24 protein-coding genes are annotated in these 25,726 nt (G+C 62.2%); 16 read left to right on the forward strand and 8 right to left on the reverse strand.

Translation table 11 applies throughout. The features are described 5' to 3' along the window. Positions 1-157 precede the first annotated feature (157 nt). The 4 genes from C9383_RS17510 to C9383_RS17525 form a co-directional block, all read right to left on the reverse strand. Complete coding sequence (locus C9383_RS17510) at positions 158-943, reverse strand: sulfite exporter TauE/SafE family protein (protein WP_060757067.1); 786 nt, start codon at positions 941-943, stop codon at positions 158-160. Between the two features lie 91 nt (positions 944-1,034). After that, positions 1,035-1,805 (reverse strand): class I SAM-dependent methyltransferase, encoded by a 771-nt coding sequence (locus C9383_RS17515; protein WP_090371412.1) that lies wholly within the window; start codon positions 1,803-1,805, stop codon positions 1,035-1,037. 35 nt (positions 1,806-1,840) lie between these two features. Next, positions 1,841-3,145, reverse strand: coding sequence for an ATP-binding protein (locus C9383_RS17520; RefSeq protein WP_090371414.1), 1,305 nt, complete (start codon positions 3,143-3,145; stop codon positions 1,841-1,843). Positions 3,146-3,148: 3 nt separating this feature from the next. Continuing rightward, positions 3,149-3,850, reverse strand: a complete 702-nt coding sequence (locus C9383_RS17525) for a response regulator (protein WP_060757070.1) — start codon at positions 3,848-3,850, stop codon at positions 3,149-3,151. A gap of 288 nt (positions 3,851-4,138) precedes the next feature. Here C9383_RS17525 and C9383_RS17530 point away from each other — a divergent pair, with 288 nt between their 5' ends. The 8 genes from C9383_RS17530 to C9383_RS17565 all read left to right on the forward strand — a co-directional run bounded on the left by C9383_RS17530 (position 4,139) and on the right by C9383_RS17565 (position 14,382). After that, positions 4,139-5,293 (forward strand): efflux RND transporter periplasmic adaptor subunit, encoded by a 1,155-nt coding sequence (locus C9383_RS17530; protein WP_090371416.1) that lies wholly within the window; start codon positions 4,139-4,141, stop codon positions 5,291-5,293. Between the two features lie 6 nt (positions 5,294-5,299). Next, positions 5,300-8,392: an efflux RND transporter permease subunit gene (locus C9383_RS17535; protein WP_090371418.1), complete on the forward strand. Its 3,093-nt coding sequence runs from the start codon at positions 5,300-5,302 to the stop codon at positions 8,390-8,392. A gap of 114 nt (positions 8,393-8,506) precedes the next feature. Next, on the forward strand, positions 8,507-9,148 hold the full coding sequence (locus tag C9383_RS17540) for a DUF1345 domain-containing protein (protein WP_090371420.1): 642 nt from the start codon (positions 8,507-8,509) through the stop codon (positions 9,146-9,148). An 83-nt stretch (positions 9,149-9,231) separates the two neighbouring features. Further along, positions 9,232-10,245 (forward strand): LacI family DNA-binding transcriptional regulator, encoded by a 1,014-nt coding sequence (locus C9383_RS17545; protein ID WP_090371422.1) that lies wholly within the window; start codon positions 9,232-9,234, stop codon positions 10,243-10,245. A gap of 67 nt (positions 10,246-10,312) precedes the next feature. Beyond that, a complete protein-coding gene (locus C9383_RS17550) occupies positions 10,313-11,095 on the forward strand; it encodes a sugar phosphate isomerase/epimerase family protein (protein ID WP_090371424.1) in 783 nt (260 codons plus the stop codon). Next, positions 11,088-12,032, forward strand: coding sequence for a sugar kinase (locus tag C9383_RS17555; protein ID WP_090371426.1), 945 nt, complete (start codon positions 11,088-11,090; stop codon positions 12,030-12,032). Before C9383_RS17550 ends, C9383_RS17555 begins: the two co-directional genes overlap by 8 nt. A gap of 83 nt (positions 12,033-12,115) precedes the next feature. Next, the gene (locus tag C9383_RS17560) at positions 12,116-13,408 is read left to right on the forward strand and encodes an MFS transporter (RefSeq protein ID WP_090371428.1); all 1,293 of its coding nucleotides are present in this window, start codon (positions 12,116-12,118) and stop codon (positions 13,406-13,408) included. Continuing rightward, entirely contained in the window at positions 13,405-14,382 is a 978-nt protein-coding gene (locus C9383_RS17565) for an NAD(P)-dependent oxidoreductase (RefSeq protein WP_090371430.1), read from the forward strand. Before C9383_RS17560 ends, C9383_RS17565 begins: the two co-directional genes overlap by 4 nt. A gap of 148 nt (positions 14,383-14,530) precedes the next feature. Here C9383_RS17565 and C9383_RS17570 read toward each other — a convergent pair whose 3' ends face one another. Then, positions 14,531-16,156: a methyl-accepting chemotaxis protein gene (locus C9383_RS17570; RefSeq protein WP_090371432.1), complete on the reverse strand. Its 1,626-nt coding sequence runs from the start codon at positions 16,154-16,156 to the stop codon at positions 14,531-14,533. Positions 16,157-16,391: 235 nt separating this feature from the next. On the opposite strand from C9383_RS17570, the gene C9383_RS17575 reads away from it, so the two are divergent. Genes C9383_RS17575 through C9383_RS17585 form a run of 3 tightly spaced genes read left to right on the forward strand, consistent with a single transcriptional unit; the run spans position 16,392 to position 18,851 of the window. Then, entirely contained in the window at positions 16,392-17,819 is a 1,428-nt protein-coding gene (locus C9383_RS17575; protein WP_090371434.1) for a nucleobase:cation symporter-2 family protein, read from the forward strand. A gap of 13 nt (positions 17,820-17,832) precedes the next feature. Beyond that, positions 17,833-18,294, forward strand: coding sequence for an LEA/WHy family protein (locus C9383_RS17580; RefSeq protein ID WP_090371436.1), 462 nt, complete (start codon positions 17,833-17,835; stop codon positions 18,292-18,294). Between the two features lie 5 nt (positions 18,295-18,299). Further along, positions 18,300-18,851, forward strand: coding sequence for a GNAT family N-acetyltransferase (locus C9383_RS17585; RefSeq protein ID WP_090371438.1), 552 nt, complete (start codon positions 18,300-18,302; stop codon positions 18,849-18,851). Between the two features lie 45 nt (positions 18,852-18,896). Here the strand turns inward: C9383_RS17585 and C9383_RS17590 are convergent, their stop codons facing one another. Next, on the reverse strand, positions 18,897-19,823 hold the full coding sequence (locus tag C9383_RS17590) for a carbon-nitrogen hydrolase family protein (protein WP_060757087.1): 927 nt from the start codon (positions 19,821-19,823) through the stop codon (positions 18,897-18,899). A gap of 82 nt (positions 19,824-19,905) precedes the next feature. Between C9383_RS17590 and C9383_RS17595 the strand changes: the two genes are divergently transcribed. Next, positions 19,906-20,799, forward strand: coding sequence for a LysR family transcriptional regulator (locus C9383_RS17595; protein WP_090371440.1), 894 nt, complete (start codon positions 19,906-19,908; stop codon positions 20,797-20,799). Here the strand turns inward: C9383_RS17595 and C9383_RS17600 are convergent. Continuing rightward, positions 20,792-21,046, reverse strand: a complete 255-nt coding sequence (locus tag C9383_RS17600; RefSeq protein WP_060757089.1) for a hypothetical protein — start codon at positions 21,044-21,046, stop codon at positions 20,792-20,794. The two genes, C9383_RS17595 and C9383_RS17600, sit on opposite strands and share 8 nt — an antisense overlap. 163 nt (positions 21,047-21,209) lie before the next feature. On the opposite strand from C9383_RS17600, the gene C9383_RS17605 reads away from it, so the two are divergent. Continuing rightward, positions 21,210-21,530: an ElaB/YgaM/YqjD family protein gene (locus C9383_RS17605; protein WP_016979401.1), complete on the forward strand. Its 321-nt coding sequence runs from the start codon at positions 21,210-21,212 to the stop codon at positions 21,528-21,530. Positions 21,531-21,567: 37 nt separating this feature from the next. Here the strand turns inward: C9383_RS17605 and C9383_RS17610 are convergent, their stop codons facing one another. Continuing rightward, complete coding sequence (locus C9383_RS17610) at positions 21,568-22,596, reverse strand: Ldh family oxidoreductase (protein ID WP_060757090.1); 1,029 nt, start codon at positions 22,594-22,596, stop codon at positions 21,568-21,570. Between the two features lie 755 nt (positions 22,597-23,351). On the opposite strand from C9383_RS17610, the gene C9383_RS17615 reads away from it, so the two are divergent. The 3 genes from C9383_RS17615 to C9383_RS17625 all read left to right on the forward strand — a co-directional run bounded on the left by C9383_RS17615 (position 23,352) and on the right by C9383_RS17625 (position 25,671). After that, positions 23,352-24,353 carry a FecR family protein gene (locus C9383_RS17615; RefSeq protein WP_090371442.1) on the forward strand — a complete coding sequence of 334 codons (1,002 nt, stop codon included), beginning with the start codon at positions 23,352-23,354 and terminating at the stop codon, positions 24,351-24,353. A 317-nt stretch (positions 24,354-24,670) separates the two neighbouring features. Beyond that, positions 24,671-25,120 carry a hypothetical protein gene (locus tag C9383_RS17620; protein ID WP_090371444.1) on the forward strand — a complete coding sequence of 150 codons (450 nt, stop codon included), beginning with the start codon at positions 24,671-24,673 and terminating at the stop codon, positions 25,118-25,120. Then, positions 25,120-25,671, forward strand: a complete 552-nt coding sequence (locus tag C9383_RS17625) for a hypothetical protein (RefSeq protein ID WP_060757205.1) — start codon at positions 25,120-25,122, stop codon at positions 25,669-25,671. The genes C9383_RS17620 and C9383_RS17625 overlap by 1 nt, the downstream gene beginning before the upstream one ends. The last annotated feature ends 55 nt before the right edge of the window (positions 25,672-25,726 follow it).

A 25,726-nucleotide genomic window follows, 5' to 3' on the forward strand; every position in this document is an offset into this window, starting at 1 on the left:
GGGCTTGCTCCCGATGGCGGTGTGTCAGTCACGGTTTCTGAACCTGACACACCGCTATCGGGAGCAAGCCCCCTCCCACAATTTATTCATCGTCCGCTTTATCGCTTAACTGACAGGCATTAGGGCAAGCCCCCTCCCACATTGACCGGTGCTTATCTTAAAAAGCCAGCTTGTAGCCGATGCTCATCAACATGATCGCCAGGCACGGGCGCAGCACGCCGTCCGGGACTTTGCCGGTCATGTGGCTGCCCAGGTAAATGCCGGGCAGCGAGCCCATCAGCAGGAAACCCAGCAGGTGCCAGTCCATGTTGCCCATGCTGGCGTGGCCCAGGCCCGCCACCAGGGTCAGCGGCACGGCGTGGGCGATCTCGGTGCCCACCAGGCGGCGCGTGGCCAGGAAGGGATAGAGGATAAACAGCGCAACGGTGCCCAGGGCGCCGGCGCCGATGGAGGTCAGGGCAACCATGGTGCCGAGGATGGCGCCGGTCACCACCGTGAGCCCGTTCAGGTTGCGCGGGCTCATGTGGTAATCATCGCCGGCATGACGTTGAGCGAAGGCCAACAGGCTTTTCTTGAACAGAATCGCCAGGGCCGTCAGCAGCAACACCACGCCGAGAGCCTGTTTGATCACCGCGTTCATCGCACTGGGATCGGTGTGCAGGCTGGCAAGGAACCACAGGGTCAGCAACACCGCCGGTACGCTGCCCAGGGTCAGCCAGCCAGTGATGCTCCAGTCGATATTGCGGTTCTTGCTGTGGACCAACACCCCACCGGATTTGGTAATGGCGGCGTACAACAGGTCAGTGCCCACGGCCGTCGCCGGGTTGATGCCGAACCACAGCAGGATCGGCGTCATCAACGAACCACCGCCGACACCGGTCATGCCCACGATAAAACCGACGATCAGGCCAGCGACGACAAACCCCAGATTACCCACATCCATTACAGCTACCCATGGCCTTATAAATTTCTGGCGGCAGGATAGCGATTTTTCTTATAACGACTTATACCAATATGATCTGACTTTATGCCTTTTAGCTTAGTCGGTGGCACACGTACGCTTGAGTCTGGTACGGGAACGCCACGCTATCGCGCCCTTGCAATGCGGGGTGAGTGTCGATCAGCGCCTGCAACTGCGCCCTGACCTTGGCCTTTTCGGCATCGGGCAGCGCGGCGATAAAGCTCACCGACAGGAAACGATCCATGATCACTTCCTGCGGGCTGCCCACATGCTGGTAGGGAAAACAGGTGACTTCAGGCGCGGAAAAATACTTGCCGGCGAACGCTTCGCGCCAACGCCCGGTATGAAAGCGCGGCGTGTCACCTTCATAAGGCGTGATGATTGCAGTGATGGCGGCGACCCAGTCCACCGACTCATCACGCACATTCCACACCAACCCCAGGCGCCCTCCGGGTTTAAGTACACGGTGGATCTGCGCGAGTGCCGCTTGCGTGGCGAACCAATGAAACGCTTGGGCGCAGACCACTGCGTCGGCGGTGGCGTCCCCCAGCGGGATCGATTCGGCGGTGCCTTCCACCAGGCGCACATCGGGTAGCGACCTGGCCAACTGCGCCGCCATCGCCGCAATCGGCTCGACGGCGATCAGCGCAGGCGTCAAGGTGCTGAGCAAGCGGGTGAACTTGCCGGTACCGGCGCCCAGGTCGATCACCGTCGACTGCGGCTCAACCCCCAGCGCCTCGCCGAGCCAGCCGATGAGTTGCCGTGGGTAGTCGGGCCTGCCCTGGGCGTAGGTGGCAGCCTGGGTCGAGAAGCCCTGCTGGGCAGACGCGTGAACATCGGTCATTGTCGAACGCTCCTCAGTCGAATCGGGGAGCCTGATTATGCGCCTGCCGCCGGCAACCACAACCTGAACCGTGCGCCGCCCAAGGGTGAGGCCAACGCGGTCAATGTTCCGCCCTGGGCTTCAACGGCGCGCCGGCTGATGGCCAACCCCAGGCCGAAGCCGCCGGTGGCGCGATCGCGGCTGCGGTCCAGGCGATAGAACGGTTCGAAAATGCGCTCGCGCTGGTCCAGCGGGATGCCGATACCGTCATCGTCCACGCAGATCTCACAGCCCTTGGGGCACACCTTCACCCCCACCTGAATGCGCTTTTCACAATAACGCGTGGCGTTGCGCAGCAGGTTCTGCAACGCGCGGGCGGTGAGGCGTGGGTCAAGGGCGAAACGCTCGACAGCACAGTCGAGCGCTACATCGATGACGATCTCGGGGTTTTCCATCTCGTCATCGACACTGCCCAGTACGCTGTCGATAAACTCGTCGAGCATCACGTCCACCTGCTCCGGCAAGTGCGCCGGGTTTTGCAGGCGGCTGTAGGAGAGCAATTCCAGCACCAGTTCATCCAGTTCGCGAATATGCGCCACCAGGCTTTGCAAGCGTTCGCGGCTGGCCTGGGGCAAGTCTTCGGACAAGGCCAGCGCCAAGCCGAAATCCAGGCGCGTCAGCGGCGTGCGCAGCTCGTGGGAGACCGCATTGAGCAGGTCGCGTTGCTGGTTGAGCAAGTGTTCGATGTCATCGGCCATGGTATCGAACACCGACGCCAGGCTGCCGATGTTGGAGCTGGGCGGAATGTGCGTTCGCTCACTGAGGTTCCCCCTGCCCAGGTGCGCAGCCGTGGTTTTCAGGCGCTCCAGGTCACGCCAGTGCGGGCGCAGCCAGACCAGCAGGCAGGCCAGCAGCGCAGCGCCGATCAACACATTCATCGACCAGTACAGCAGGTTCATGTCCATCGGGTCGGGCGGAACGGTCAGCTTGACCACGAACTGCTGGTTGATCGGTGAACTGATGTCCTCGACCCACCCCCACTCCCCCAGGCGAATCACCGGCTTGCCTTGCTCGAACAGCTTCTCCTCCTCGGGCGTGTAGCTGGCGTCCTGGCGCAACAGCAATTGCACCTTGAGCGGGGCAAAGTCGCGGCCGAGCTGCTCGGTGACCTGCGACCAGCGCTCCACCGGCGCTCGCAGGTATTGCTTGACGATAAGTGCTTGCTGGCCACGGGTCTGTTCGACGTTGTAGTCCATGTAGCGATGTTCGAACAACTGGATGACCAGCTTGGGAATCAGGAAGATCGCCGCGCTGTAGGTGACGATGGTGATCAGGTAGAGACGAATCAGCACACGGAACATGAATCAGCATTCCCACTCGGAACGGCTGAACAGGTAACCCTTGCCCCACACCGTCTTGATCTTGCGCGCCTCACCGGCATGGTCGTCGAACTTGCGACGCAGTTTGGAGATGGCCACGTCCACCGAGCGGTCGGTGCCATTGAATTCGATACCGCGCAGGCGTTGCAGGATCTGGTCGCGGCTGAGCACTTCGCCGGCATGCCGGGCCAGTACCACCAGCAGGTTGTATTCACCGCTGGACAGCTCCACCGGCTGCTCGCGCCAGGTCACCGTGCGTTCGGACAGGTCGATACACAGGTTGCCCATGATGATCTGGTCATTGGCCATCTGCGGTTCGGACAGGCTGCTGCGGCGCAGCAAGGTGCGCACACGGGCAAGCAGTACACGCGGCTCGCAGGGTTTGGTGACGTAGTCGTCGGCGCCCATTTCCAGGCCCAGGACCTGGTCGTGGCTGTCGTCGCGGGCGGTCAGCATCAGGATCGGCAGGCCCGCCGAGTCGGCGCGCAGCAGACGGCACACTTGCAGGCCGTCGAGACCGGGCAGCATCAGGTCGAGAATCACCAGGTCCGGCGGGTTGAGACGTGCACGTTCACGTACATGGTCGCCACGGCTGAGCACGCTGACGTGGTAGCCGTTGCGTTCCAGGTAGCTGGCAATCAGTTCCGAGAGTGCGACGTCGTCTTCCACCAGAAGGATGTTGGGCATAAAGGTGTTTCCAGAAAATACAGTATTGGTCGAACAAAAATCCCATGTGGGAGGGGGCTTGCTCCCGATAGCAGTGGTTCAGCGCCGCCTATTTCAGCTGATACACCGCCATCGGGAGCAAGCCCCCTTCCACATCGGATCTCCCGTGCCGGCAAGGTTGTGCAAGGATATACGCCCGCGGCGCCGAGCGCGCCGCACCTTACATTTCTTCACAGACACGCTACACAGCTTCACAGCACCACGGCGCAGGTGACCTTAGGATGCAGCCGTCATTATTGGGATAAGAGCATGTCGAAGAATCTGTTTGCGCCGTTTTGCCTGCTGGCCCTGACGCTGGCCCTCAGCGCTTGCGGCAACTCGGCGGACGAAGCGCCGGAAATGCCCCTGGCCAAAGTCCGCATTGAAACCCTGCAGGCCAAGCCCCTCTCCATTACCAGCGAGTTGAGCGGGCGCATCGCCGCCCCGCGAATTGCCGAGGTGCGTGCGCGAGTGGCCGGCGTGGTAATGCAACGGGTGTTCAAGGAGGGTCATGACGTCAAACAGGGCGACGTGCTGTTTCGCATCGATCCGGCACCGTTCAAGGCCGACCTGGACAGTGCCCAGGCCAACCTGAGCAAAGCCGAGGCCAATGCCTTCCAGGCTCGCTTGCAGGAACAGCGCTACAGCCAGTTGGTCGACGGCAACGCCATCAGCGCCCAGGACTACGACAATGCCCGCGCCAACCTGCGCCAGACCAATGCCGAAGTCGCCGCTAACAAGGCGGCCGTCGAACGCGCCCGGCTGAACCTGGGCTATGCCACCGTGACCGCGCCGATTTCCGGACGTATTGGCCGCGCCTTGGTGACCGAAGGCGCACTGGTCGGCCAGAACGAAGCCACGCCCCTGGCGATCATCCAGCAACTGGACCCGATCCACGCCGACCTGACGCAGTCCACCCGTGAGCTGAATGACCTGCGCCGCGCCTTCCGCGCCGGCAGTCTGAAGCAGGTCGGCCAGGACCAGGCCAAGGCCACGCTGATCCAGGATGACGGCAGCCCGTACCCGCTGCCGGGCAAATTGCTGTTTACCGACATCAGCGTCGATCCGGGCACCGGGCAGATCACCCTGCGCAGTGAGTTCCCCAACCCGAACCTCGACCTGCTGCCCGGCAGCTTTGTACGGGTGCGCCTGGAACAGGCCGTCGACAAGCAAGGCATCAGCGTGCCGCAACGCGCCATTACCCGTGACAGCGCCGGCATACCGATGGTGCTGCTGTTGGATGCCGAACAGACCGTCAGCCAGCAACCCGTGGAGTTGGGCGCCGTGATCGAGGACCGCTGGGTCGTCAGCAGTGGCCTCAAGCCCGGCGATCGCATCGTCGTCGAAGGGCTGCAACATGCGCGCCCCGGTGAAAAAGTCGAAGTGGATGACAGCCCTGCCTCGGGCCGTCTCGTAAAGGAATAACCCGCCATGCCGCAGTTCTTTATTGACCGCCCGATCTTCGCCTGGGTGGTCGCCCTGTTCATCCTGCTGGCCGGCGCAATCGCCATCCCGCAGTTGCCGGTGGCGCAGTACCCCAACGTCGCACCGCCGAAGGTGGAAATCTACGCGGTGTACCCGGGCGCCTCGGCCCAGACCCTGGACGAAAGCGTGGTCAGCCTGATCGAGCAGGAGCTCAACGGCGCCGACCACCTGCTGTACTTCGAATCCCAGAGCAGCCTCGGCTCGGCGACGATCACCGCGACCTTCCAGCCGGGCACCAACCCGGAAATGGCCCAGGTAGACGTGCAGAACCGTCTCAAGGCGGTAGAGTCGCGCCTGCCGCAGGCGGTGACCCAGCAAGGCTTGCAGGTGGAAAAAGTCTCTGCAGGCTTCCTGCTGCTGGTGACCCTGACGTCCAACGACGGCAAGCTCGACGACGTGGCACTCAGCGATTACCTGGCGCGCAACGTAATGAACGAACTCAAGCGCCTGGACGGTGTGGGCAAGGCCCAACTGTATGGTGCCGAGCGCGCCATGCGGATCTGGATCGACCCGCAGAAGCTGATCGGCTTCAACCTCACGCCGGCCGACGTCAACGCCGCGATCAGCGCGCAGAACGCGCAGGTTTCGGCGGGCAGCCTGGGCGATTTGCCGGGGACCAGGACCCAGGAAATCACCGCAGCGATTCTGGTCAAGGGCCAGCTGTCGACGCCGGCGGAATTCGCCGACATCGTGCTTAAAGCCAACCCGGACGGCTCCACCGTGCGCATCGGAGATGTGGCGCGGGTGGAAATCGGCAGCCAGGAATACCAGTTTTCCACACGCCTGAACGGCAAGCCGTCCACTGCGGTCAGCGTGCAGCTGTCACCCGGCGCCAACGCCCTGAACACCGCGACCCTGGTGCGGGCGAAGATGGATGAGCTGTCGCGTTACTTCCCGGCCAACGTGGAATACAAGATCCCGTACGACACCTCGCCGTTCGTCAAGGTCTCGATCACCAAGGTGGTCTACACCCTGCTGGAAGCCATGGCGCTGGTGTTTGCGGTGATGTTCCTGTTCCTGCAGAACGTGCGCTACACCTTGATCCCGACCCTGGTGGTGCCGATTGCCTTGATGGGTACTTTTGCGACCATGCTGTTGCTGGGGTTCTCGATCAACGTGCTGACCATGTTCGGCATGGTACTGGCCATCGGCATCCTGGTGGACGATGCGATTGTGGTGGTCGAGAACGTCGAGCGCATCATGGCCACCGAGGGCCTGTCGCCCAAGGAGGCAACGCGCAAGGCCATGGGCCAGATCACCGGCGCGATTGTCGGCATCACTCTGGTGCTGGTCGCGGTGTTCCTGCCGATGGCGTTCATGCCGGGTTCGGTGGGGGTGATCTACCAGCAATTCTCGCTGTCGATGGCCACCTCGATCCTGTTCTCGGCGTTTCTGGCCCTGACCTTGACGCCCGCCTTGTGCGCGACCCTGCTCAAGCCGATTGCCAAGGGGGAACACCACACCAAGGGCGGTTTTTTCGGCTGGTTCAACCGGCGCTTTGAAAACCTCACCGACCGCTACGAAGGCTGGGTGGCCTACGCGCTCAAGCGCAGCGGCCGCTATTTGCTGATCTACGTGGTATTGCTGGTGGGCCTGGGGTGGATGTTCAGCCGCCTGCCCTCCTCGTTCCTGCCGGTGGAAGACCAGGGCTACACCATCACCGATATCCAACTGCCGCCGGGTGCGAGCAAGAACCGCACGGTGCAGGTGGCCGAGCAGATCGAAGCACACAACGCCGAAGAACCTGGGGTGGGTGATACCACCATGATCATGGGTTTCAGTTTCTCCGGTTCCGGGCAGAACGCGGCGTTGGCGTTTACCACGCTCAAGGATTGGTCGGAACGTGGCAGCGATGACGCTGCCGCATCGATTGCCGAGCGCGCCAACATGGCCTTCACCGAACTCAAGGACGCCGTTGCCTACGCGATCCTGCCCCCGCCGGTCGATGGCCTGGGCACCTCCAGCGGTTTCGAGTTCCGTTTGCAGGACCGCGGTGGCGTCGGCCATGCCGGCTTGATGGCGGCCCGCACCGAGCTGCTGGCGGCGGCGGAAAAAAGCCCGATCCTGGCCAACGTACGCGAAAGCGCCCTGGCCGAAGCGCCTCAAGTGCAGTTGCAGGTGGACCGCAAGCGAGCCAACGCCTTGGGCGTTGCGTTCGCCGATGTGGGTAATGTGTTGTCCTCGGCCGTCGGCTCGGCCTATATCAACGACTTCCCCAACCAGGGCCGCATGCAGCGGGTGGTGGTGCAGGCCGAAGGCGACCAGCGCAGCCAGGTGGCGGACTTGATGAAGATCAACGTACGCAACAACGCCGGGAAGATGGTGCCCCTGTCGGCCTTTGTCGAAGCCAAATGGACTCAGGGGCCGACGCAGTTGACGCGCTACAACGGTTACCCGGCCATCGCCATCAGTGGTGAACCGGCGCCGGGTCACAGTACCGGCGAGGCCATGCAAGAGATCCAGCGCCTGGTCAGCCAACTGCCGGCGGGCCTGGGCCAGGAATGGACGGGGCTGTCGTTGCAGGAGCGCTTGTCCGGCTCCCAGGCGCCGCTGCTGCTTGGCCTGTCGCTGCTGATCGTGTTCCTGTGCCTGGCGGCGCTGTACGAAAGCTGGTCGATCCCGACCTCGGTATTGCTGGTGGTGCCGCTGGGTGTGCTTGGCGCGGTCGTGGCCGTGGCCTTGCGCGGCATGCCCAACGATGTGTTCTTCAAGGTGGGCCTGATCACCATCATCGGCCTGTCGGCGAAGAACGCGATCTTGATCATCGAGTTCGCCAAGGACCTGTACCAGCAGGGCGACGATCTGATCGACGCCACCTTGAAGGCTGCGCGGTTGCGCCTGCGGCCGATCATCATGACGTCGCTGGCGTTCATTCTCGGCGTGGTGCCGCTGGCGATTGCCACCGGTGCCAGTTCGGCGAGCCAGCAGGCGATTGGTACGGGGGTGATCGGCGGAATGATCACAGCGACATTGGCGGTGGTGTTTGTGCCGGTGTTCTTTGTGGTGGTCATGAAGTTGGTGCGCAAGCGCAGCAGCTAGCTCTAAGCTTCAAGCGGAAAGCAAAACAGGCTTGTTTCTAACTTGTCGCTTACCGCTTGAAGCTTGCAGCGGCGCAACCTATGGTGCTCATCTCTCCCCCGATTCGTGAGCGCCATGCCCTTTCTAGCCCGCACCCACCCTCGCCTCTCCACCGCCGCTGTAATGGGCATTGCGGTGGGCATCCTGGCACCGTCCGACACCCTCCTGGGCAAAATCCTCATCGGCTGGAACGCCGGCGTGTGGACCTATCTGGTCCTGATGCTGTGGCTGACCATCCGCGCCAAGGCCCCGGATGTAAAACGCATCGCGGAAATCGAGGATGAAAACGCCGGCCTTGTGCTGTTCATGGTCTGCATCGCGGCCATCGCCAGCCTCGCCGCCATCACGTTCGAGCTGATCGGCAGTAAAGACCTGGCCCCCACCGAGCGTCTGTTGCATTACGGCTTCACCGGGTTGACGGTCATCGGCTCGTGGTTGTTGATCGGGGTGATTTTCAGCGTGCACTACGCTCGCCTCTATTACACCTGGGAGGGCAAGGAGCCGGCACTGCGCTTTGCCGAAGGGCTGCTCACGCCGAACTATTGGGACTTCCTGTATTTCTCCTTCACCATCGGCGTGGCGGTGCAGACGTCCGATGTGGGCGTGGCCACGCGCAGCCTGCGCAAGGTGGTGCTGGGGCAATCGTTGATCGGGTTTCTGTTCAATACGGCGATTCTCGGTTTCTCGATCAACATTGCCGCCGGGCTGTTCGGCTAAGCAAATCCTTGACGATTCTCCTGGTTTGATGGTTTCCTGAAACCGGTTTCAGCCCTACCCATAAAAATAGCAGGTCAAAGACCGTGAATCACTTTTCCGCCGCCCAGCGCAGCCGCGTGACCATGCTCGACGTCGCCGAGCGCGCCGGGGTGTCCAAGGCCAGCGTGTCGCGCTTTATCGGCGATGACCGCGCGCTGCTCTCCGATGCCATTGCCCTGCGCATCGAACAAGCCATCGAAGCCCTCGGCTACCGCCCCAACCAGATGGCCCGCGGCCTGAAACGTGGCCGCACACGCCTGATCGGCATGTTGGTGGCGGATATCCGCAACCCCTACTCCATTGCGGTGATGCATGGCGTCGAAACCGCCTGCCGCCGGCACGGCTACAGCCTGGTGGTGTGCAACACCGACCGCGATGACGAGCAGGAGCGCCAGCACCTGGCGGCGCTGCGTTCGTACAACATCGAAGGGCTGATCGTGAACACCCTCGGCCATCACCTCGACCAACTGCTGGAGCTGCAACGGGAAATGCCCCTGGTGCTGGTCGACCGCAAGGTCGAACCGTTGCACAGCGACCTGGTGGGCCTGGATAACCCGGCCGCCGTGCGCATGGCGCTGGAGCATCTGCAGCAGCAGGGCTACCGCGATGTGTTGATGGTCAGTGAAGCGGCCGACGGCACCAGCTCGCGCCTGGAGCGCCAGGCCAGTTTCATCGCCGAGATCGACCGCCGCCCAGGGTTGACCGGCAGGGTGCTGGAGCTCGATGCGGCGCTGGAAAACAACCTGCACACCTTTCTCGCCAAGCCCGGCGCCAAGGCGCTGTTCTGCGCCAACGGCATCGCCGCGCTGGCCTGCACCCGCGCGCTCAAGACGTTGGGCTGCCACCTGTTCGACGACGTCGGCCTGCTCGCCCTGGATGACCTGGACTGGTATCCGCTGGTGGGCAGCGGCATCACCGCCCTCGCCCAGCCGACCGAGGCGATCGGCGCCAGTGCGTTTGACTGTCTGCTCAAGCGCTTGCGCGGCGACAGCGACCCCACCCGTACCCTGGACTTCCTGCCCGAGTTGATCGTGCGCGGCTCTACTCGGCGCCTTTAAATGTCTTGCACCTTTCTTTGCACCTTCCTTGCACAAAAAATGAAACCGGTTTCAGAGGTACACAACAATGCATAAATACCCCGTCTCCATCAGCCTTTCCAGCTACGGCGCCGACCTGGTACGCCAGCAGGGCCAATTGAGTTTTGTCCAGGTGCTCAGCGCTGCCGGTGCCCAACGCATCGAATGGCGTGAAGAACTGTTGACCGACGAGCAACCGGGCGAACTGGCGCAAGCAGCGGCGCAGCAGCATTTGGAATCAGTGTTCTCATCGCCCCTGGAACTCTGGGTCGCCGGTCGCGCCCAGCCCAATGCTGAACTGGCCGCGACTCTGGATCGCGCCCTGGCTTTCGGTTCGCGCTGGTTGAAGGTGTCCCTGGGTTACTTCACCGACACCAACGACCTGCAAAGCCTGCACGCCCTGCTCTGCCGTCACCCGGTCCGGCTCCTGGTGGAAAACGACCAGACCTTGCACGGTGGGCGTATCGAGCCGATGCAACGCTTTTTCAGTGAAGTGGAGCGCCTCGGCCTGCCGGTCAAGATGACCTTCGACATCGGCAACTGGCAGTGGCAGGACCAATCCGCCCTCACCGCCGCCCGCCTGCTCGGCCGGCATGTGGACTACCTGCACTGCAAAGCCGTGGCCCGTCGCCAGGACGGCAAGCTCGTCGCCCTGCCGCCCGGCCCCACCGACCTGCATTTGTGGGAACAACTGCTCAAGCACATGACCCAAGGTATTACGCGAGCCGTGGAATTTCCGTTGCAAGGCGATGACCTGGTCCAGGTCACCGCCCAGCAGGTCGCCGCCCTCGCCACCCTTGGCCAGCCCCGTCTGGAGAATGCCCATGTCTAAGCTCGATATCCTGTCGTTTGGTGAAACCATGGCGATGTTCGTCGCCGAACAGACCGGCGACCTGGCGCAGGTGGCGCAGTTTCACAAGCGCATTGCCGGGGCCGACAGCAATGTCGCCATCGGCCTTTCGCGCCTGGGGTTCAACGTGGCCTGGCTGAGCCGGGTGGGCAATGATTCCCTGGGCCGTTTTGTGCTCGACAGCCTGAAAAAAGAAGGGCTGGACTGCCGCCACGTAGCGGTCGACCCGCTGCACCCCACGGGGTTTCAACTCAAGTCCCGTGAAGACGGCGGCGCCGATCCCCAGGTCGAATACTTTCGCAAAGGCTCGGCGGCCAGCCACTTGTCTATCGAGGCCATCCAACCGGCATTGCTGCAAGCGCGCCACCTGCACGCCACCGGCATTCCAGCGGCCTTGTCCGACGCCACGCGAGCACTGTCCCGCGAGTTGATGATGCAAATGCGCAAAGCCGGGCGCAGCGTGTCGTTCGACCCGAACCTGCGCCCATCGCTATGGCCCGACGAGCAGCAGATGATCCGCGAGATCAATGCCCTCGCCGCCCTGGCCGACTGGGTATTACCGGGCTTGAGCGAAGGCCGTCTGCTCACCGGCTTTGATGACCCGGCCGATATTGCCGCCTTCTACCTGGACCAGGGCGCCGAGGCCGTGGCCATCAAGCTGGGGCCTGACGGGGCTTACTACCGGACCCGCATGGACCAAGGCTTCATCGCCGCCGTGCCGGTGGAAACCGTGGTGGATACCGTCGGTGCCGGCGATGGTTTCGCCGTCGGCATGGTCAGTGCCCTGCTGGAAAACCTCAGTTTCCCCGAGGCCGTGCAGCGCGGTAACTGGATCGGCAGCCGTGCCGTGCAGAGCCGTGGCGATATGGAAGGCTTGCCGTTCAGGGCAGACCTGCCGCCGGCACAGAAGGCGAGCTGAGCAAAGGCGCCGCCGCCCGGCGCGGGGCAAGCCCGCACACCACAACCTGTTGCAACAACTACAACAAGCTCAGGAGCAACACCATGGATACCGTGAAACTCGCCACCCGCCGCTGGTGGTACATCATGCCGATCGTTTTTATCACCTACAGCCTGGCCTATCTGGACCGCGCCAACTATGGCTTCGCCGCCGCCTCCGGGATGGCCGAAGACCTGATGATCACCCCCGGAATGTCGTCGCTGCTCGGCGCGCTGTTTTTCCTGGGCTACTTTTTCTTCCAGGTGCCGGGGGCGATGTATGCCCAGAAGCGCAGCGTTAAAAAGCTGATCTTTGTCAGCCTGATCCTGTGGGGCGGCCTGGCGACGCTGACGGGCGTGGTGTCCAACGCCTATATGCTGATCGCCATCCGCTTCATGCTCGGGGTGGTCGAAGCGGCCGTGATGCCGGCGATGCTGGTGTACCTGTGCCACTGGTTCACCCGTGCCGAGCGCTCCCGCGCCAATACGTTCCTGATCCTCGGCAACCCGGTGACCATGCTGTGGATGTCGGTGGTCTCGGGCTACCTGGTGCAGCACTTCAGCTGGCGCTGGATGTTCATCATCGAAGGTTTGCCGGCGGTGATCTGGGCCTTTATCTGGTGGCGCCTGGCCGATGAGCGGCCCAAGGATGCCAAATGGCTCAGCGACAGCGAGAAACAGGATCTGGAAACCGCCCTGGCCGCCGAGCAGGTGGGCATCAAGGCGGTGAAGAACTACGCCGAAGCCTTCCGCTCGCCCAAGGTGATCGTGCTGGCCCTGCAGTTTTTCTGCTGGAGCATCGGCGTGTACGGCTTTGTGTTGTGGCTGCCGTCGATCCTCAAGGCGGGTTTGAAAATGGATATGGTCGAGGCCGGCTGGTTGTCGGCCCTGCCTTATCTCGCGGCGGTGATCGGCATGCTGGTGGTGTCGTGGGGCTCGGACAAACTGCAAAAGCGTAAACGCTTTGTGTGGCCACCGTTGCTGATTGCCTCCATCGCGTTCTACGGCTCCTACACGCTTGGCGCCGAACATTTCTGGTGGTCCTACACCTTGCTGGTGATCGCCGGTGCCTGCATGTACGCGCCCTACGGTCCGTTCTTCGCCATCGTCCCGGAAATCCTGCCGGCCAACGTCGCCGGTGGCGCCATGGCGCTGATCAACAGCATGGGCGCGCTGGGTTCATTCGGTGGTTCGTACCTGGTGGGTTACCTCAATAGCAGCACCGGCTCGCCCGGCGCCTCGTACCTGCTGATGAGCGGCGCGTTGCTGCTGTCGGTGGTGCTGACGATTTTCCTCAAGCCCGGCGCCAGCGATCGCGTACGGGCGCCAACCCTGGAGTTGAAGGTCAAAACCTCATGAAAAAGTCTGTTGTGCTGTACAAAAAACTCTCCGCGCCGCTGATGGCTCGCCTGCATGAACAGGCCGATGTCACGCTGATCGACGCGCTGGACGACACGGGCCTGGCCAAACTGCGCGACGCGTTGCCCAGCGCCCATGGCCTGCTCGGCGCCAGCCTGCGCCTGGATGCCAGACTGCTGGACCTGGCGCCCCACCTGGAAGCGGTGGCCAGCGTCTCGGTGGGGGTCGACAACTACGACATCGACTACCTGACCCGGCGCGGCATCCTGCTCAGCAACACCCCGGACGTGCTCACCGAAACCACCGCCGACACCGGTTTTGCGTTGATCCTGGCCACCGCACGCCGGGTGGTCGAGCTGGCCGACATGGTGCGCGCCGGCCAATGGAACAAGAACATCGGCCCGGCGCACTTCGGTACCGACGTGCACGGCAAAACCCTGGGCATCATCGGCATGGGGCGCATTGGTGAAGCCCTGGCGCAGCGCGGGCATTTCGGCTTCGGCATGCCGGTGATCTACCACAGCCACTCGCCCAAGCCGCAGGTGGAACAGCGTTTCGGCGCGCGGTACCGCAGCCTGAACGAGTTGCTGCAAGAGGCTGACTTTGTCTGCCTGACCTTGCCGCTGACCGCCGAAACCGAGAAGCTGATTGGCGCCGAGGCATTCAGGCGGATGGGGCCGGAGACGATCTTCATCAACATCTCGCGGGGCAAGGTGGTGGACGAAGCGGCGTTGGTCGAAGCCTTGCAGCAGCGCACCATCCGGGCGGCGGGGCTGGATGTGTTCGAGCGTGAGCCGCTCAATCACGAGTCGCCGTTGCTGCGGTTGAACAACGTGGTCGCCACGCCGCATATCGGCTCGGCAACCCAAGAGACGCGCGAGGCGATGGCCAAGTGTGCGGTGGATAATCTGTTGCAGGCGCTGGCCGGGCAAAAGCCGACGAACCTGGTGAACCCGGGGGCCTGGAAGCCATAGCCTCTGAAAAAAAAAGAGAGCAATTGTGGGAGGGGGCTTGCTCCCGATAGCGGTGGGCCAGTCACTGATTTACTGAATGACCCACCGCTATCGGGAGCAAGCCCCCTCCCACACTCCCACACTCCTACATTTTTGGCCTTATTGCAGGTCAGATAACGAAGCGCGCCACCATCCCATTCAGGTCCACCGCCAGGCGCGACAGCTCATGGCTGGCCGCGCTGGTCTGGTTGGCACCCGCCGCCGACTGGGTCGCCAGGTCGCGGATGTTGACCAAGTTGCGGTCCACCTCGCGAGACACCTGCGCCTGCTCTTCCGAGGCACTGGCAATCACCAGGTTGCGCTCGTTGATCAGGCTGATCGATTGAGTGATCTGCTCCAGGGCCACACCGGCGGCGCGAGCCATTTCCAGGGTGGCATGGGTACGCTGGTTGCTCTGCTGCATCGACTGCACAGCTTCGCCGGTTCCGCTCTGGATGCCGGCGACCATTTTTTCGATCTCTTGAGTCGACTGTGCGGTGCGATGGGCCAGCGCCCGCACTTCGTCGGCCACCACCGCGAAACCGCGCCCGGCTTCACCGGCGCGGGCCGCTTCAATCGCGGCGTTGAGCGCCAGCAGGTTGGTCTGTTCGGCAATCGCGCGGATCACGTCCAGTACTTTGCCGATATCACGTCCCTGGGACGCCAGGCCCTCGATCAGCACCGAAGTGCTTTGCACATCCTGGGTCATCGTCTGGATGGCCTCGACGGTTTCGACCACGCGGTCGCGTCCCGCACGGGCGGCCTGGTTGGACTGGCCGGACGCTTCGGAGGTCGACACCGCGTTACGCGCCACCTCTTCCACGGCAGCGGTCATTTCGTTGACGGCCGTGGCGGCCTGGTCGATTTCATTGTTCTGTTGTTGCAGGCCCCGGGACGCTTCCTCGGTGACCGCACTCAGCTCTTCGGCGGCGGAGGACAACTGTGTGGCGGAGCCGGCGATATGCTGGATGGTCTGGCGCAAGTTGGCTTGCATGGTCGACAGCGCACCGAGCAAGCGCGCCGGCTCATCTGTCCCCTCATCGGAAACGGTCTTGGTCAGGTTGCCGCCGGCGATGGTTTCGGCCATTTCCACAGCCTTGTGCAAAGGCGCGACGATGCTGCGGGTCAACAACCAGGCCAACAGCACGGTCATCAGCGCCGCCACCACGGCAACGATGATGATCCCGGTCACGGCCATTTGATAACTGCTCTCGGCGTCGCGCCCGGCCCGATCCGCATCCGCACTGTTGATCGCGATCAGCTTGTTCAACTGCTCCCCCATCAGGTCGGTGCCGTCCTTGATGCGTGTGTTGATCACGGTGCGCATCTCCTCGACTTTGTTCTGCTGGGACAGCGACATCATCTCGGCATGGGCGGCGAGATAACTGTCGAGGGTGGCGGCGAAGGTCTTGTACAAGGCCGCCTCCTCCGGACCGGCCGGCATGGCCGAGTAAGCCGTCTGAGCCTGCTTGACCTTGTCCACCAACACGGCCACGCGGGTCTTGGCTTCTTCCAGCGATGCCGGCTCACGGTTGACCAAGATGCGGAACGAGAGAATACGCAGGCGCAGCACGTTCTCGGTCAGGTTACCGAGGAACCTCACGCTGGGCAGTTGGTTGGTCCCCATGTCCAGCGAGGCTTGCCGGATCTGAGTCATGCGGTTGACCGCAAACACCCCGAGAATCACGACGAGCAGCGCAATGAACGCAAAACCGAGAAAAGCGCGAGGTGCAATATTCAGATTACGAAGAGACATAGGGGGGCTCTCGAGAAGTAGTGTTGGCGCGCGTCCCTGCCGCGACACGATCAGTCGGCGTCAACGCGTCAACTGATCTGTAGGCACCACGGTTGTTGTTGGAAAGTGGGCCTTTCCAGGCTATCGGCAGACTTGATGATTTAATGCAGGATGTTTCGAAATTTTTTTGCACACTTTTGACAGCAAGTACTTTCTGGCATCCTGCGCGCCCTCCTTTCCCTGACGGGCTCGTATTTTGTCTGATACTCAACCCCCTCTCCCTCGCTATAAATCCGACCTGATCTACGGCCTGGAAGACCGTCCGCACTTCACCGCAGCGATTTTTGCCGCGTTGCAGCACGTGCTCGCCAGTTTCGTCGGGATCATCACGCCCACCCTGATTGTAGGCGGTGTTCTGGGACTGGGTAGTGAAGTGCCGTACCTGGTGAGCATGGCGCTGTTCGTCTCGGGGCTGGGGACTTTTGTGCAGGCGCGCAAGTTCGGCCCGGTGGGTTCCGGCCTGCTGTGCCTGCAGGGCACCAGTTTTTCGTTTATCAGTGTGATCCTCAGCGCCGGCTTCATGGTCAAGGCCCGGGGCGGCGGGACCGATGAAATTCTCTCGACGATCTTCGGTATCTGTTTTTTTGCAGCCTTTATCGAAGTGGTGCTCAGCCAGTTCATCGGCAAACTGCGCAAACTGATCACCCCGGTGGTCACCGGCACCATCATTACCCTGATGGGTTTGTCACTGATCAAGGTGGCGGTCACCGACATGGCCGGCGGCTTTGGCTCCAGCGACCTGGGCGCGGCGGGCAACATGGGGCTGGCGGCACTGGTGCTGCTGACCATCGTGGTCCTCAACCGCTTCAGCAACCCGTTCCTGCGCCTGGGTTCGATCGTGATCGGCCTGACCCTGGGCTTTGTCGTGGCTTGGTGGATGGGCCGCGTGGACATGGCCGCCCTGCCCCAGGTGCCGCTGATCAGCGTACCGGTGCCGTTCAAGTACGGGTTCTCGTTCGACTGGGTCGCGTTTATCCCGGTTGCCGTGATCTTCCTGATTTCGCCGCTTGAAGCGGCCGGTGACCTGACCGCCAACTCGATGATTTCGCAACAGCCGGTCAAGGGCCCGCTGTACATCAAGCGCATCAAGTCCGGCCTGCTGGCCGACGGCCTCAATTCGGCCATGGCCGCCACCTTCAACAGCCTGCCGATGGTGACCTTCGCCCAGAACAACGGCGTGATCCAGCTGACCGGTGTGGCCAGCCGCTACGTGGCGTACTTTATCGCCGGCCTGTTGGTGTTGCTGGGGTTGTTCCCGATGATCGGCGCGGTACTGCAACTGATGCCCAAGCCGGTGCTCGGTGGCGCGACGCTGATCATGTTCGGCACCGTGGCCGTGGCCGGGATCAAGATCCTCGCCGAAGCCGGGCTGCACCGACGCAACGTGCTGATCGTGGCGATCTCCCTGGGCATGGGCCTGGGCGTCGCCGCCGTGCCGGAAGTGTTGCGCGACCTGCCCAAGGCCCTGCACAACATCTTTGAATCGCCGATCACCGTGGGCGCATTTTGTGCGATCTTGCTGAACATTTTCCTGCCCGAAGAGTTCATAGAGCTGGAAGAAGACGAATTCGACCCGGAGTCTTCTACCCTCAAAGTCATGCAAGACCCGGACGTTACGCAATAGGAGCAACTTTCAGATGCGCAAGCTCATGGTTCTATCGTTACTGCTGCTGACCTTGAGCGCCTGCGCGCTGTTCCCCCACCGCGACCCGGTCAACATTACGGTGGTGGGGATCGAGCCCCTGCAAAGCCAGGACCTGGAAGTGCGTTTCGCCGTGAAGCTGCGGGTGCAGAACCCCAATGAAACGGCCATCGACTACAGCGGCATCGCCCTGGACCTGGACGTCAATGGCCGGCCGCTGGCATCAGGCGTGAGTGACCAGGCAGGCTCGGTGCCGCGCTTTTCCGAGACCGTGCTGATGGTGCCGGTGAGTGTGTCGGCATTTTCCGTACTGCGCCAAACCCTGGGCCTGAGCCAGACTCAAAGCCTGAACAACTTGCCCTACGTGCTGCGCGGCAAGCTGGCGGGCGGGTTGTTCGGCACCATGCGCTTTGTGGAGCGTGGCACGTTGGACCTGCCGAACACGGCTACCTGGTAACGACCATGCAACCGACCTTGCTCACCGAACGACTGATCCTGCGACCACTGACCCTGGCCGACGCCGAGGGCATCCAACAGCAATTCCCGCACTGGGAAGTCGTGCGCTACCTCAACGCCCTGGTGCCCTGGCCCTATCCGGCCGATGGCGCACGCACCTATCTGGAGCAAATCGCCCTGCCCGCCATGGCCCGTGGTAAGGAATGGCATTGGTCGATCCGCCTGAAAAGCGCGCCGGACAGGTTAATCGGCAATATCAGCCTGATGGACGAACACGATAACAACCGTGGTTTTTGGCTCGGCCCACAATGGCAAGGGCAAGGCTTGATGCGCGAAGCCTGTGCGGCGGTGAACGACTACTGGTTTGGCGTACTGGAGCGGCCACTGTTGAGGGTGCCCAAGGCGGCGCCGAACCTGGCGTCGCGCCGGATTTCCGAGCGTGAAGGGATGCGCTGGGTGCGCACGGATCAAGGCGAGTTCGTTGAAGGTACCTTCCCGCGGGACCTCTGGGAAATGACTCGCGAGCAATGGCTGGAATACCCACGCCTGAGCCAATGAGGCTGCAAATGTGGGAGCCGGCCCTCCCACACAGCTGAGCGGTGTTCAGTCAGCGATGAAGCGTACGCCCGGCTTGGCCCGCTCATCGACCGTCAACTCAAACACATCCGGCCGGGCGTAATGCCCCACCACGTCGTAGTCATAGCGCGCACGCACCAGTTCGTCCGTATCGATCTGCGCCGTCAACAAGCCTGCCTCACCGCGCAATGGCCCGGCGAGTACATCGCCCATCGGCCCGACAATCACACTGCCGCCCGCGATCAACGGGCGCTGCGCCGGCCAGTTGGCCACTTCCACACCCAGCGCCTCGGGCGATGGCTGCACCTGGCAGGCGCTGACCACAAAACAGCGACCTTCGTGGGCCACATGGCGCATGCTGACTTGCCACATCTCGCGTTCATCCACGGTCGGCGCGCACCACACTTCGACGCCCTTGGCGTACATCGCCGTGCGCAGCAACGGCATCATGTTTTCCCAGCACACGGCGCCGCCGATGCGCCCTATGGCGCTGTCGATCACCGGCAGGGTCGAGCCGTCGCCCTTGCCCCAAATCAATCGTTCGGTGCCGGTGGGCATCAGCTTGCGGTGCTTGGCCACCAGGCCGCCCGTCGGTTCGAAATACAGCATGGTGCAATACAAGGTGCTGCCACTGCGTTCGATCACGCCGAGCACCAGGTTCGCCCCCGTACGCGCCGACAATTCGGCCAGCGCCTGCGTCTCCGCGCCCGGCACATCAATGGCATTGGCAAAATAGCGGGCGAAGGCTTCACGGCCTTCGGGCAGGCGGTAACCCAATTGCGTGCCAAACCCTTCACCTTTGGGATAACCGCCCAGCAGGGCTTCCGGCATCACCACCAGTTGTGCGCCGCTGCGTTTGATTTCTTGCTCATACGCCAGGATTTGCTCAAGGGTTTCGGCCTTGCCACCAGGCAAGGCACCGATTTGCAGGGCTGCCACTATCGAAACAGGCATCAGGTTCACTCCGAATGAGGGGGGTTGCCCATTTTCCCGCCAGCCTGGATCATGAATAAAGCCCACTTCAGTGCTAAATGATATGAGCCAAATGAATATTACCCAGGTCGACCTGAACCTGCTGAAAACCTTCGAAGCCCTGCACGACGAGTCGAGTGCCAGCCGGGCGGCCCTGCGCCTGGGTGTCACGCAATCGGCCATCAGCGCGGGTTTGCGGCGCCTGCGCGAGGTGTATGGCGACCAATTGTTCGTGCGTACCGGACGTGGCCTGGCGCCGACGTTGCGGGCCAATCAATTGAAACCGGTCATCAGCGAAGCGCTGGACCGCTGTCGCCAAAGCCTGGCCATGGTCGACCCGGGTAACCAGCAGTATCAGGGACGCTCGGTGGTGGTGGGTTTGTCCGATGATTTCGAGATTGCCTATGGCCGTCGGCTGATGGAGGCAATCGCACAACGCGCACCGAAACTGCGGGTGATTTTCCGTCAGACCCACAGCCAGATTGTCGCAGCCGCCCTGCTTGATCGCACCCTCGACCTGGCGATCACCGCCGGTGGTTTCGCCCAAGGCCGGCTGAGTCGCCAAGTATTGGGAGAAGGTGATTACCGCTGCCTGGTGGACTCGGACCAGGCCAGCATCAGCCTGGACGAGTTCGTCACACGCGAACATGTGCTGGTGTCGTCGGGCGGGTTTATCGGGATTACCGATGAGGGGTTGGCGGCGCAGGGGCTGAGCCGCCAGGTGTGTGCATCCACCAGCCACTTTGCGGCGCTGCCGTACTTGCTCAAGGGCAGCCAGGCGGTCGCCACCATTCCGGGGCACGCCGCCGAGGCGATTGCCCGCATGACCGGCTTGCGCGTACTGCCCTGCCCGCTGGCGCTGCCGCGCTATCCGGTGGAGTTGGGCTGGCGCACTCAGGCCCAGCTCGATCCCCTGTTGCTGAAGGTACGCGAGGCGATTGTGGCGTGCTTTATTTAGCCGCCGCCATCAGCTTGTTGACCTCACTGCGCACCATGTTGGAAAACTCCGGCGGCGACATGCCGTCGAGTTCCGCGCGGACCCATTCGGCCCACTTGCCCTTGCGCTTGGCACGCTCGCCGAACAGCCGCGCGGCCTCCCCCTTGGCCTTGCCCAGGTTGGTTTGCCACAGCTCGTAAAGTCGGGACTTTTCATCTTCCAGCTCGGCGCGTTCGGCGAGGGTCTTGTTGGCGAGATTGAAGCTCATGTTGAATTACCTGCTGCACAAATAGGCGACATCTTACACTGTAGGTCGAAACTTCCTGATCCGGATTTAGCCTTCGACGGCCCCGGCGCAAAAAAACTGCAACTTTTGCCGAGGCCCGATACTCCATTGTTCACTGTCACATCCACTTGCAAGGAGTCACCCAATGGCCCGCAAAACCGCTGCCCAAGCCGTCGAAGACCAAATCAAGGATCAAGCCTTCAGCGAATTGACCGCGCTGATCGAAGAGTCGGACAAGCTGCTCAAAAGCAGCGCATCCCTGGTGGGTGAAGAAGGAGAAACCCTGCGCGAGCAGGTTGCCATCAAACTCAAGCAAGCGCTGGACTCGGTGTCCAACGTACGTGAACGCAGCAAGCCGGTGGTCGATGCCACCGAAACCTACATCGGGGGCCACCCATGGCAGACCGTGGCGATTTCCGCAGGCTTCGGCCTGGTCGTCGGCCTGTTGCTGGGTCGCCGCAACTGATCGAATCCGGGCTGCGCCAGCGCTGGCGCAGCCTGTTTTATTCGCCGGCCAACTCTCGCAGCCGCGCCAACTCCTCGGCATCCACCTCGATACCCTGCGCGTCCGACCGCTCCCGTGTGCGATGACGCCGATCCCCCGGCAACCGCCGCAACCCTGCCGCATGCATCTGGCGCACCAATTCCTGGCTACGCTCGGCAAAGCTTTGCCCGGCGGTCTTGCTCGGGTCGATCACAATCAATAACTGCCCCGTCCAGGGCGTACGCGCCCCTGGATGGTCGGCCCAATTGAATTCGAAAGAAAAATTGCCGCCGGTCAAGGCCGCCGCCAGCAACTCCACCATCATCGACAAGGCCGAGCCCTTGTGCCCGCCAAAGGGCAGCAACGCGCCCCCTTCCAATATGGCCTTTGGATCCTGGGTCGGCTGGCCCAAGCTGTCCACGCCCATGCCTGGCGGCAGGCGCTCGCCCTTGCGTGCCGCGATCTGCACATCGCCATGGGCGATGGCGCTGGTCGCCAGGTCAAACACAATCGGCGCGCCATCGGCACGCGGGGCGGCGAAAGCAATCGGGTTGGTACCGAACAACGGGCGGTCGGCGCCATGGGGCACCACGCAGGTCATGCTGTTGACCACGCTCAACGCCACCAGGCCCTCTTCGGCGAACGGCTCGACGTCCGGCCACAACGCGGCAAAGTGATGGGAGTTATGAATGGCCAACAGTGCAATTCCGGCACTGCGGGCTTTTTCCACCAGCAGCGGGCGCGCAGCCTCAAGCGCCGGCTGGGCGAAACCATTGCCGGCGTCGACCCGCACAAAGCCTGAAGCGACATCGGTGACCACCGGTTCGGCCTTGCCATTTACCCAGCCGCTGGCCAGGGTGCTGACATAACCGGGTATACGGAAAATCCCGTGGCTATGCGCGCCATCGCGCTCAGCGCCAGCACAGTTGCGGGCCAAGGTCGCGGCCACCTGCGGCGAGGTACCGTGCAGTACGAAGACCCGATGCAGCAACGCCACCAGCTCGGCAAAACCGATGCGGACCAACGCCCGCTCATGGACCTGTGACATCTGAAGCTCCGATTTTATGATTGGAAGGGGCAACAAGACTGGGTAGCCAGGCCGACGATTAAACACCGGGGGGCAAGCCCACTGTCAACCTGCGTTTTTCGGTGCATTCCGAAGCATAGGTATCTACACAAATGACGGCCCTGATCCTAATACCATTCAGTTAAGAGAACCTGCCGCGACCAAACTCCGTAGTGAGCGGGCTTGCCCCGCGCTGGGTGGCGCAGCCGCCCCAAACCCAGGCACCTCGGTCCTCCTGAAATACCGTGGCGTCTTTGTTGGGGCGGCTGCGCCACCCAGCGCGGGGCAAGCCCGCTCACTACAGATGATGTGTTCTACATCCCACCGTTTAACTGACTGGCATTAGGCCCTGATCCGTGTTTTTGATCTTGATCTTAGGCCCCCCGTTAAACCACGCTGCCCGAGCCTGAGCGAGGTGCCGAGTGGTGGGGCAAGGACCTTTTGGTTACTTTTGGGTCCTTCCAAAAGTGACCCGCTGTAAGAGCGGAACCCTAAGCCGCCGTTACCGCAGCAATGGATATGTACGCGATCTACCTAACATCCCGGTCGGCTGACAAACTGCCACGGGAGCAAGCTCCCTCGCCACAAGGTTCCAGCTTGGCACCAGAGTTATGGAGATACCCAGGCCTCAGGAAGGCAACAAACGAGAACCACTCCCAATTGAAATGCAATCACCATGATGGCAGTTCTCGTCATCCTGCTACGGAGGTTAGAATGTACGAAATCAGGATGAGTTGATGACCGAAAAGTCCCTTTCAGAAGCCGAATATGACGCCATCACCGATGCGGCCGCGCATTGGTGCATGCGCATGCACGCCAGCGATTGCACGCACGCTGAACGTCAGGCTTTTGCCCAATGGCACGACGCCCACCCGCTGCACGCTTTTGAATACGCCGCGATGCTGGAGATCTGGGACGTCGCCGACCACCTGCCGCGCCATGCGCCCAGCGCTGGGGCAGTACCGCTGCCGTTCAAGCCACGCAGCCGTTGGCGCACTTATGCAGTCGCAGCGGCGATCAGTCTGGTGGCATTGCCCATGGCGGCCTTTACCGGCTGGGAAGCGGGCTGGGTGCCCAGCGCTTATGAACGCTATGACGCCACGCACGGGTTGCGCCAGGTCACCCTGGGCGATGGCAGCCAGGTGGAACTCAACCTGGGCACAGAGTTGGTCTACAGCAACTATAAGGACCAGCGTCGGGTCACGCTGAAGAAAGGCGAAGCCTTCTTCAACGTCAGCCATGACCGTGCCCACCCGTTTATCGTGCAGGCCGGCGAAGGCCAGGTGCGGGTCACCGGCACCCAGTTCAACGTCTGGAAATATGAAGACCAGGTGCGGGTGACGCTGTTGGAGGGCTCGGTACAGGTCGCCAGCGACAACCTGCACGCCAGCGTACCGCTGGCTCCTGGCATGCAGGCCAGCTACCAACCCGGCGACGCGACACCGCGCGTGCAGGCGACCGCCCCCGACGATGCCGCGCTGGCCTGGCGCCAGGGCAAGCTGATCCTCGACAACCTGGCGCTTTCCGACGCATTGCCTTTGATCAACCGCTACCTGGACAAACCGGTGATGCTGGCGGACGCCAGTACCGGGGCGATTCGCATCGGTGGCATCTACAACATCAACGAGGTCAACAACCTCATCCCGTCCCTGCCTAAAGTGCTGCCGGTCTACCTGACCCAGAACCTGGAAGGCAACCCCGTCCTCAATTCCATCCCGCGTAAAGCCCCCAAAGGTTGAGCCTTCTACCTGCCAAGGCCGCTTCGTTCGTGCCCGCAGTGTCCATTTTTGAAACACCTTGCGCCTCTGGATCGCCCACTCTAGGCGAATTCATCGTTTTGTCATGCGTAGTGTTTCATTGCTGAGACACCTTCAGACAAGACTGGGCATATCCCATCAGAGGGCTGTTGTTTCATCAATGAAACACCCTGGCCATCACTTCGCCCTATAAAAAACTCAACCCTTTGAATAACAACGATAAATAAAAAGCGGCACAGCTTCTGCTCTATTCCTTACAGCGCTGTTTAGGGTCAGCGCGAAGAATAAGGAATGCCGCCGTGGCCACACTCACTCAAGTTTCGATGAACATGCTGCTGATCAGCTGTGCACTCAGTTTCGGCCTCAGCGTTCCGAGCTATGCGGGTGACGGCGTTATCGTGACAGGCCGCGATGTACAAGGTCACATGTATGGGCGCCCCCCTTTCGGGCCAGACCCCTACCCCACCACCGCCAACGCCAACCCAAGCCGGGAAGTCATAGGCGCCACGGGCGAGCTCAGTGATGCGGCGATCGGCGGCATCAGCAGCGGTTCGAGCATCGTGCAAGCGGTCCAATCCAGCAGCAACTTGACCCACTTGCAAGCCACTCAGAACGGCATGTCGACCTTGGGTGCCGGCTCTGCCGCCGGTCACGGTGCAGGCAGCAGCGTGGGTGGGCAGATCAGCGACTCGATCCAGCGCGGCATGGCCCCCCTGAACAACATCGGCAGCATGATGGGGGGCAAATGATGAACCGTTCCCTGGTGCTACTTGCCCTGCTGGGCAGTGCTGCGGCCATGGCCGACAACACCGCGACAATCAACAACAGCGGGCAGGACTACGGCGGCAACCTGTCGATCAACCAGGCTGCAGGCAACCAGCAACAGATGGCCAACAACCGCGCCGTCACCCTGGGCGGCCAGGCCACCACTCTCAACATCCAGCGAATGGATGGCAGCGTCGATCCCTCTTTGAACGCCAAGGCGGCGATCCAGGGCACCTCTTTCAGCAACGGCAACGGTGTACTGGGCTTCAACCAGTCGGCCGGGGCCAATAACCAATCAGTCAATGCCGTTCGGATCAGCGTAAACCCTGCCCCGCTCAGCATCGACGACAGCGTCTTGTTGCAACAGAACACCACGACGCTGGCAACCGACTCAGGGCTCACCCCCACCACTGGCAGCCGCCAGGTCGTGACAAGCGACCAGGCCTTCACCGGCAGCCGAGGAGTGATTCAGGTGAACCAGAGTGCCGGGGTGGGGAACCGAGTGGCTAACACCCTGGGCATCACTATCAAGTAAGCGCTTGGTAGCACACGTTAGACCGTACCAACACTTAACCAACTAATTAGAAGCA

The organism is Pseudomonas palleroniana (genome assembly GCF_003031675.1).
In the GTDB taxonomy this organism is placed as follows: Bacteria; Pseudomonadota; Gammaproteobacteria; order Pseudomonadales; family Pseudomonadaceae; genus Aquipseudomonas; species Aquipseudomonas palleroniana.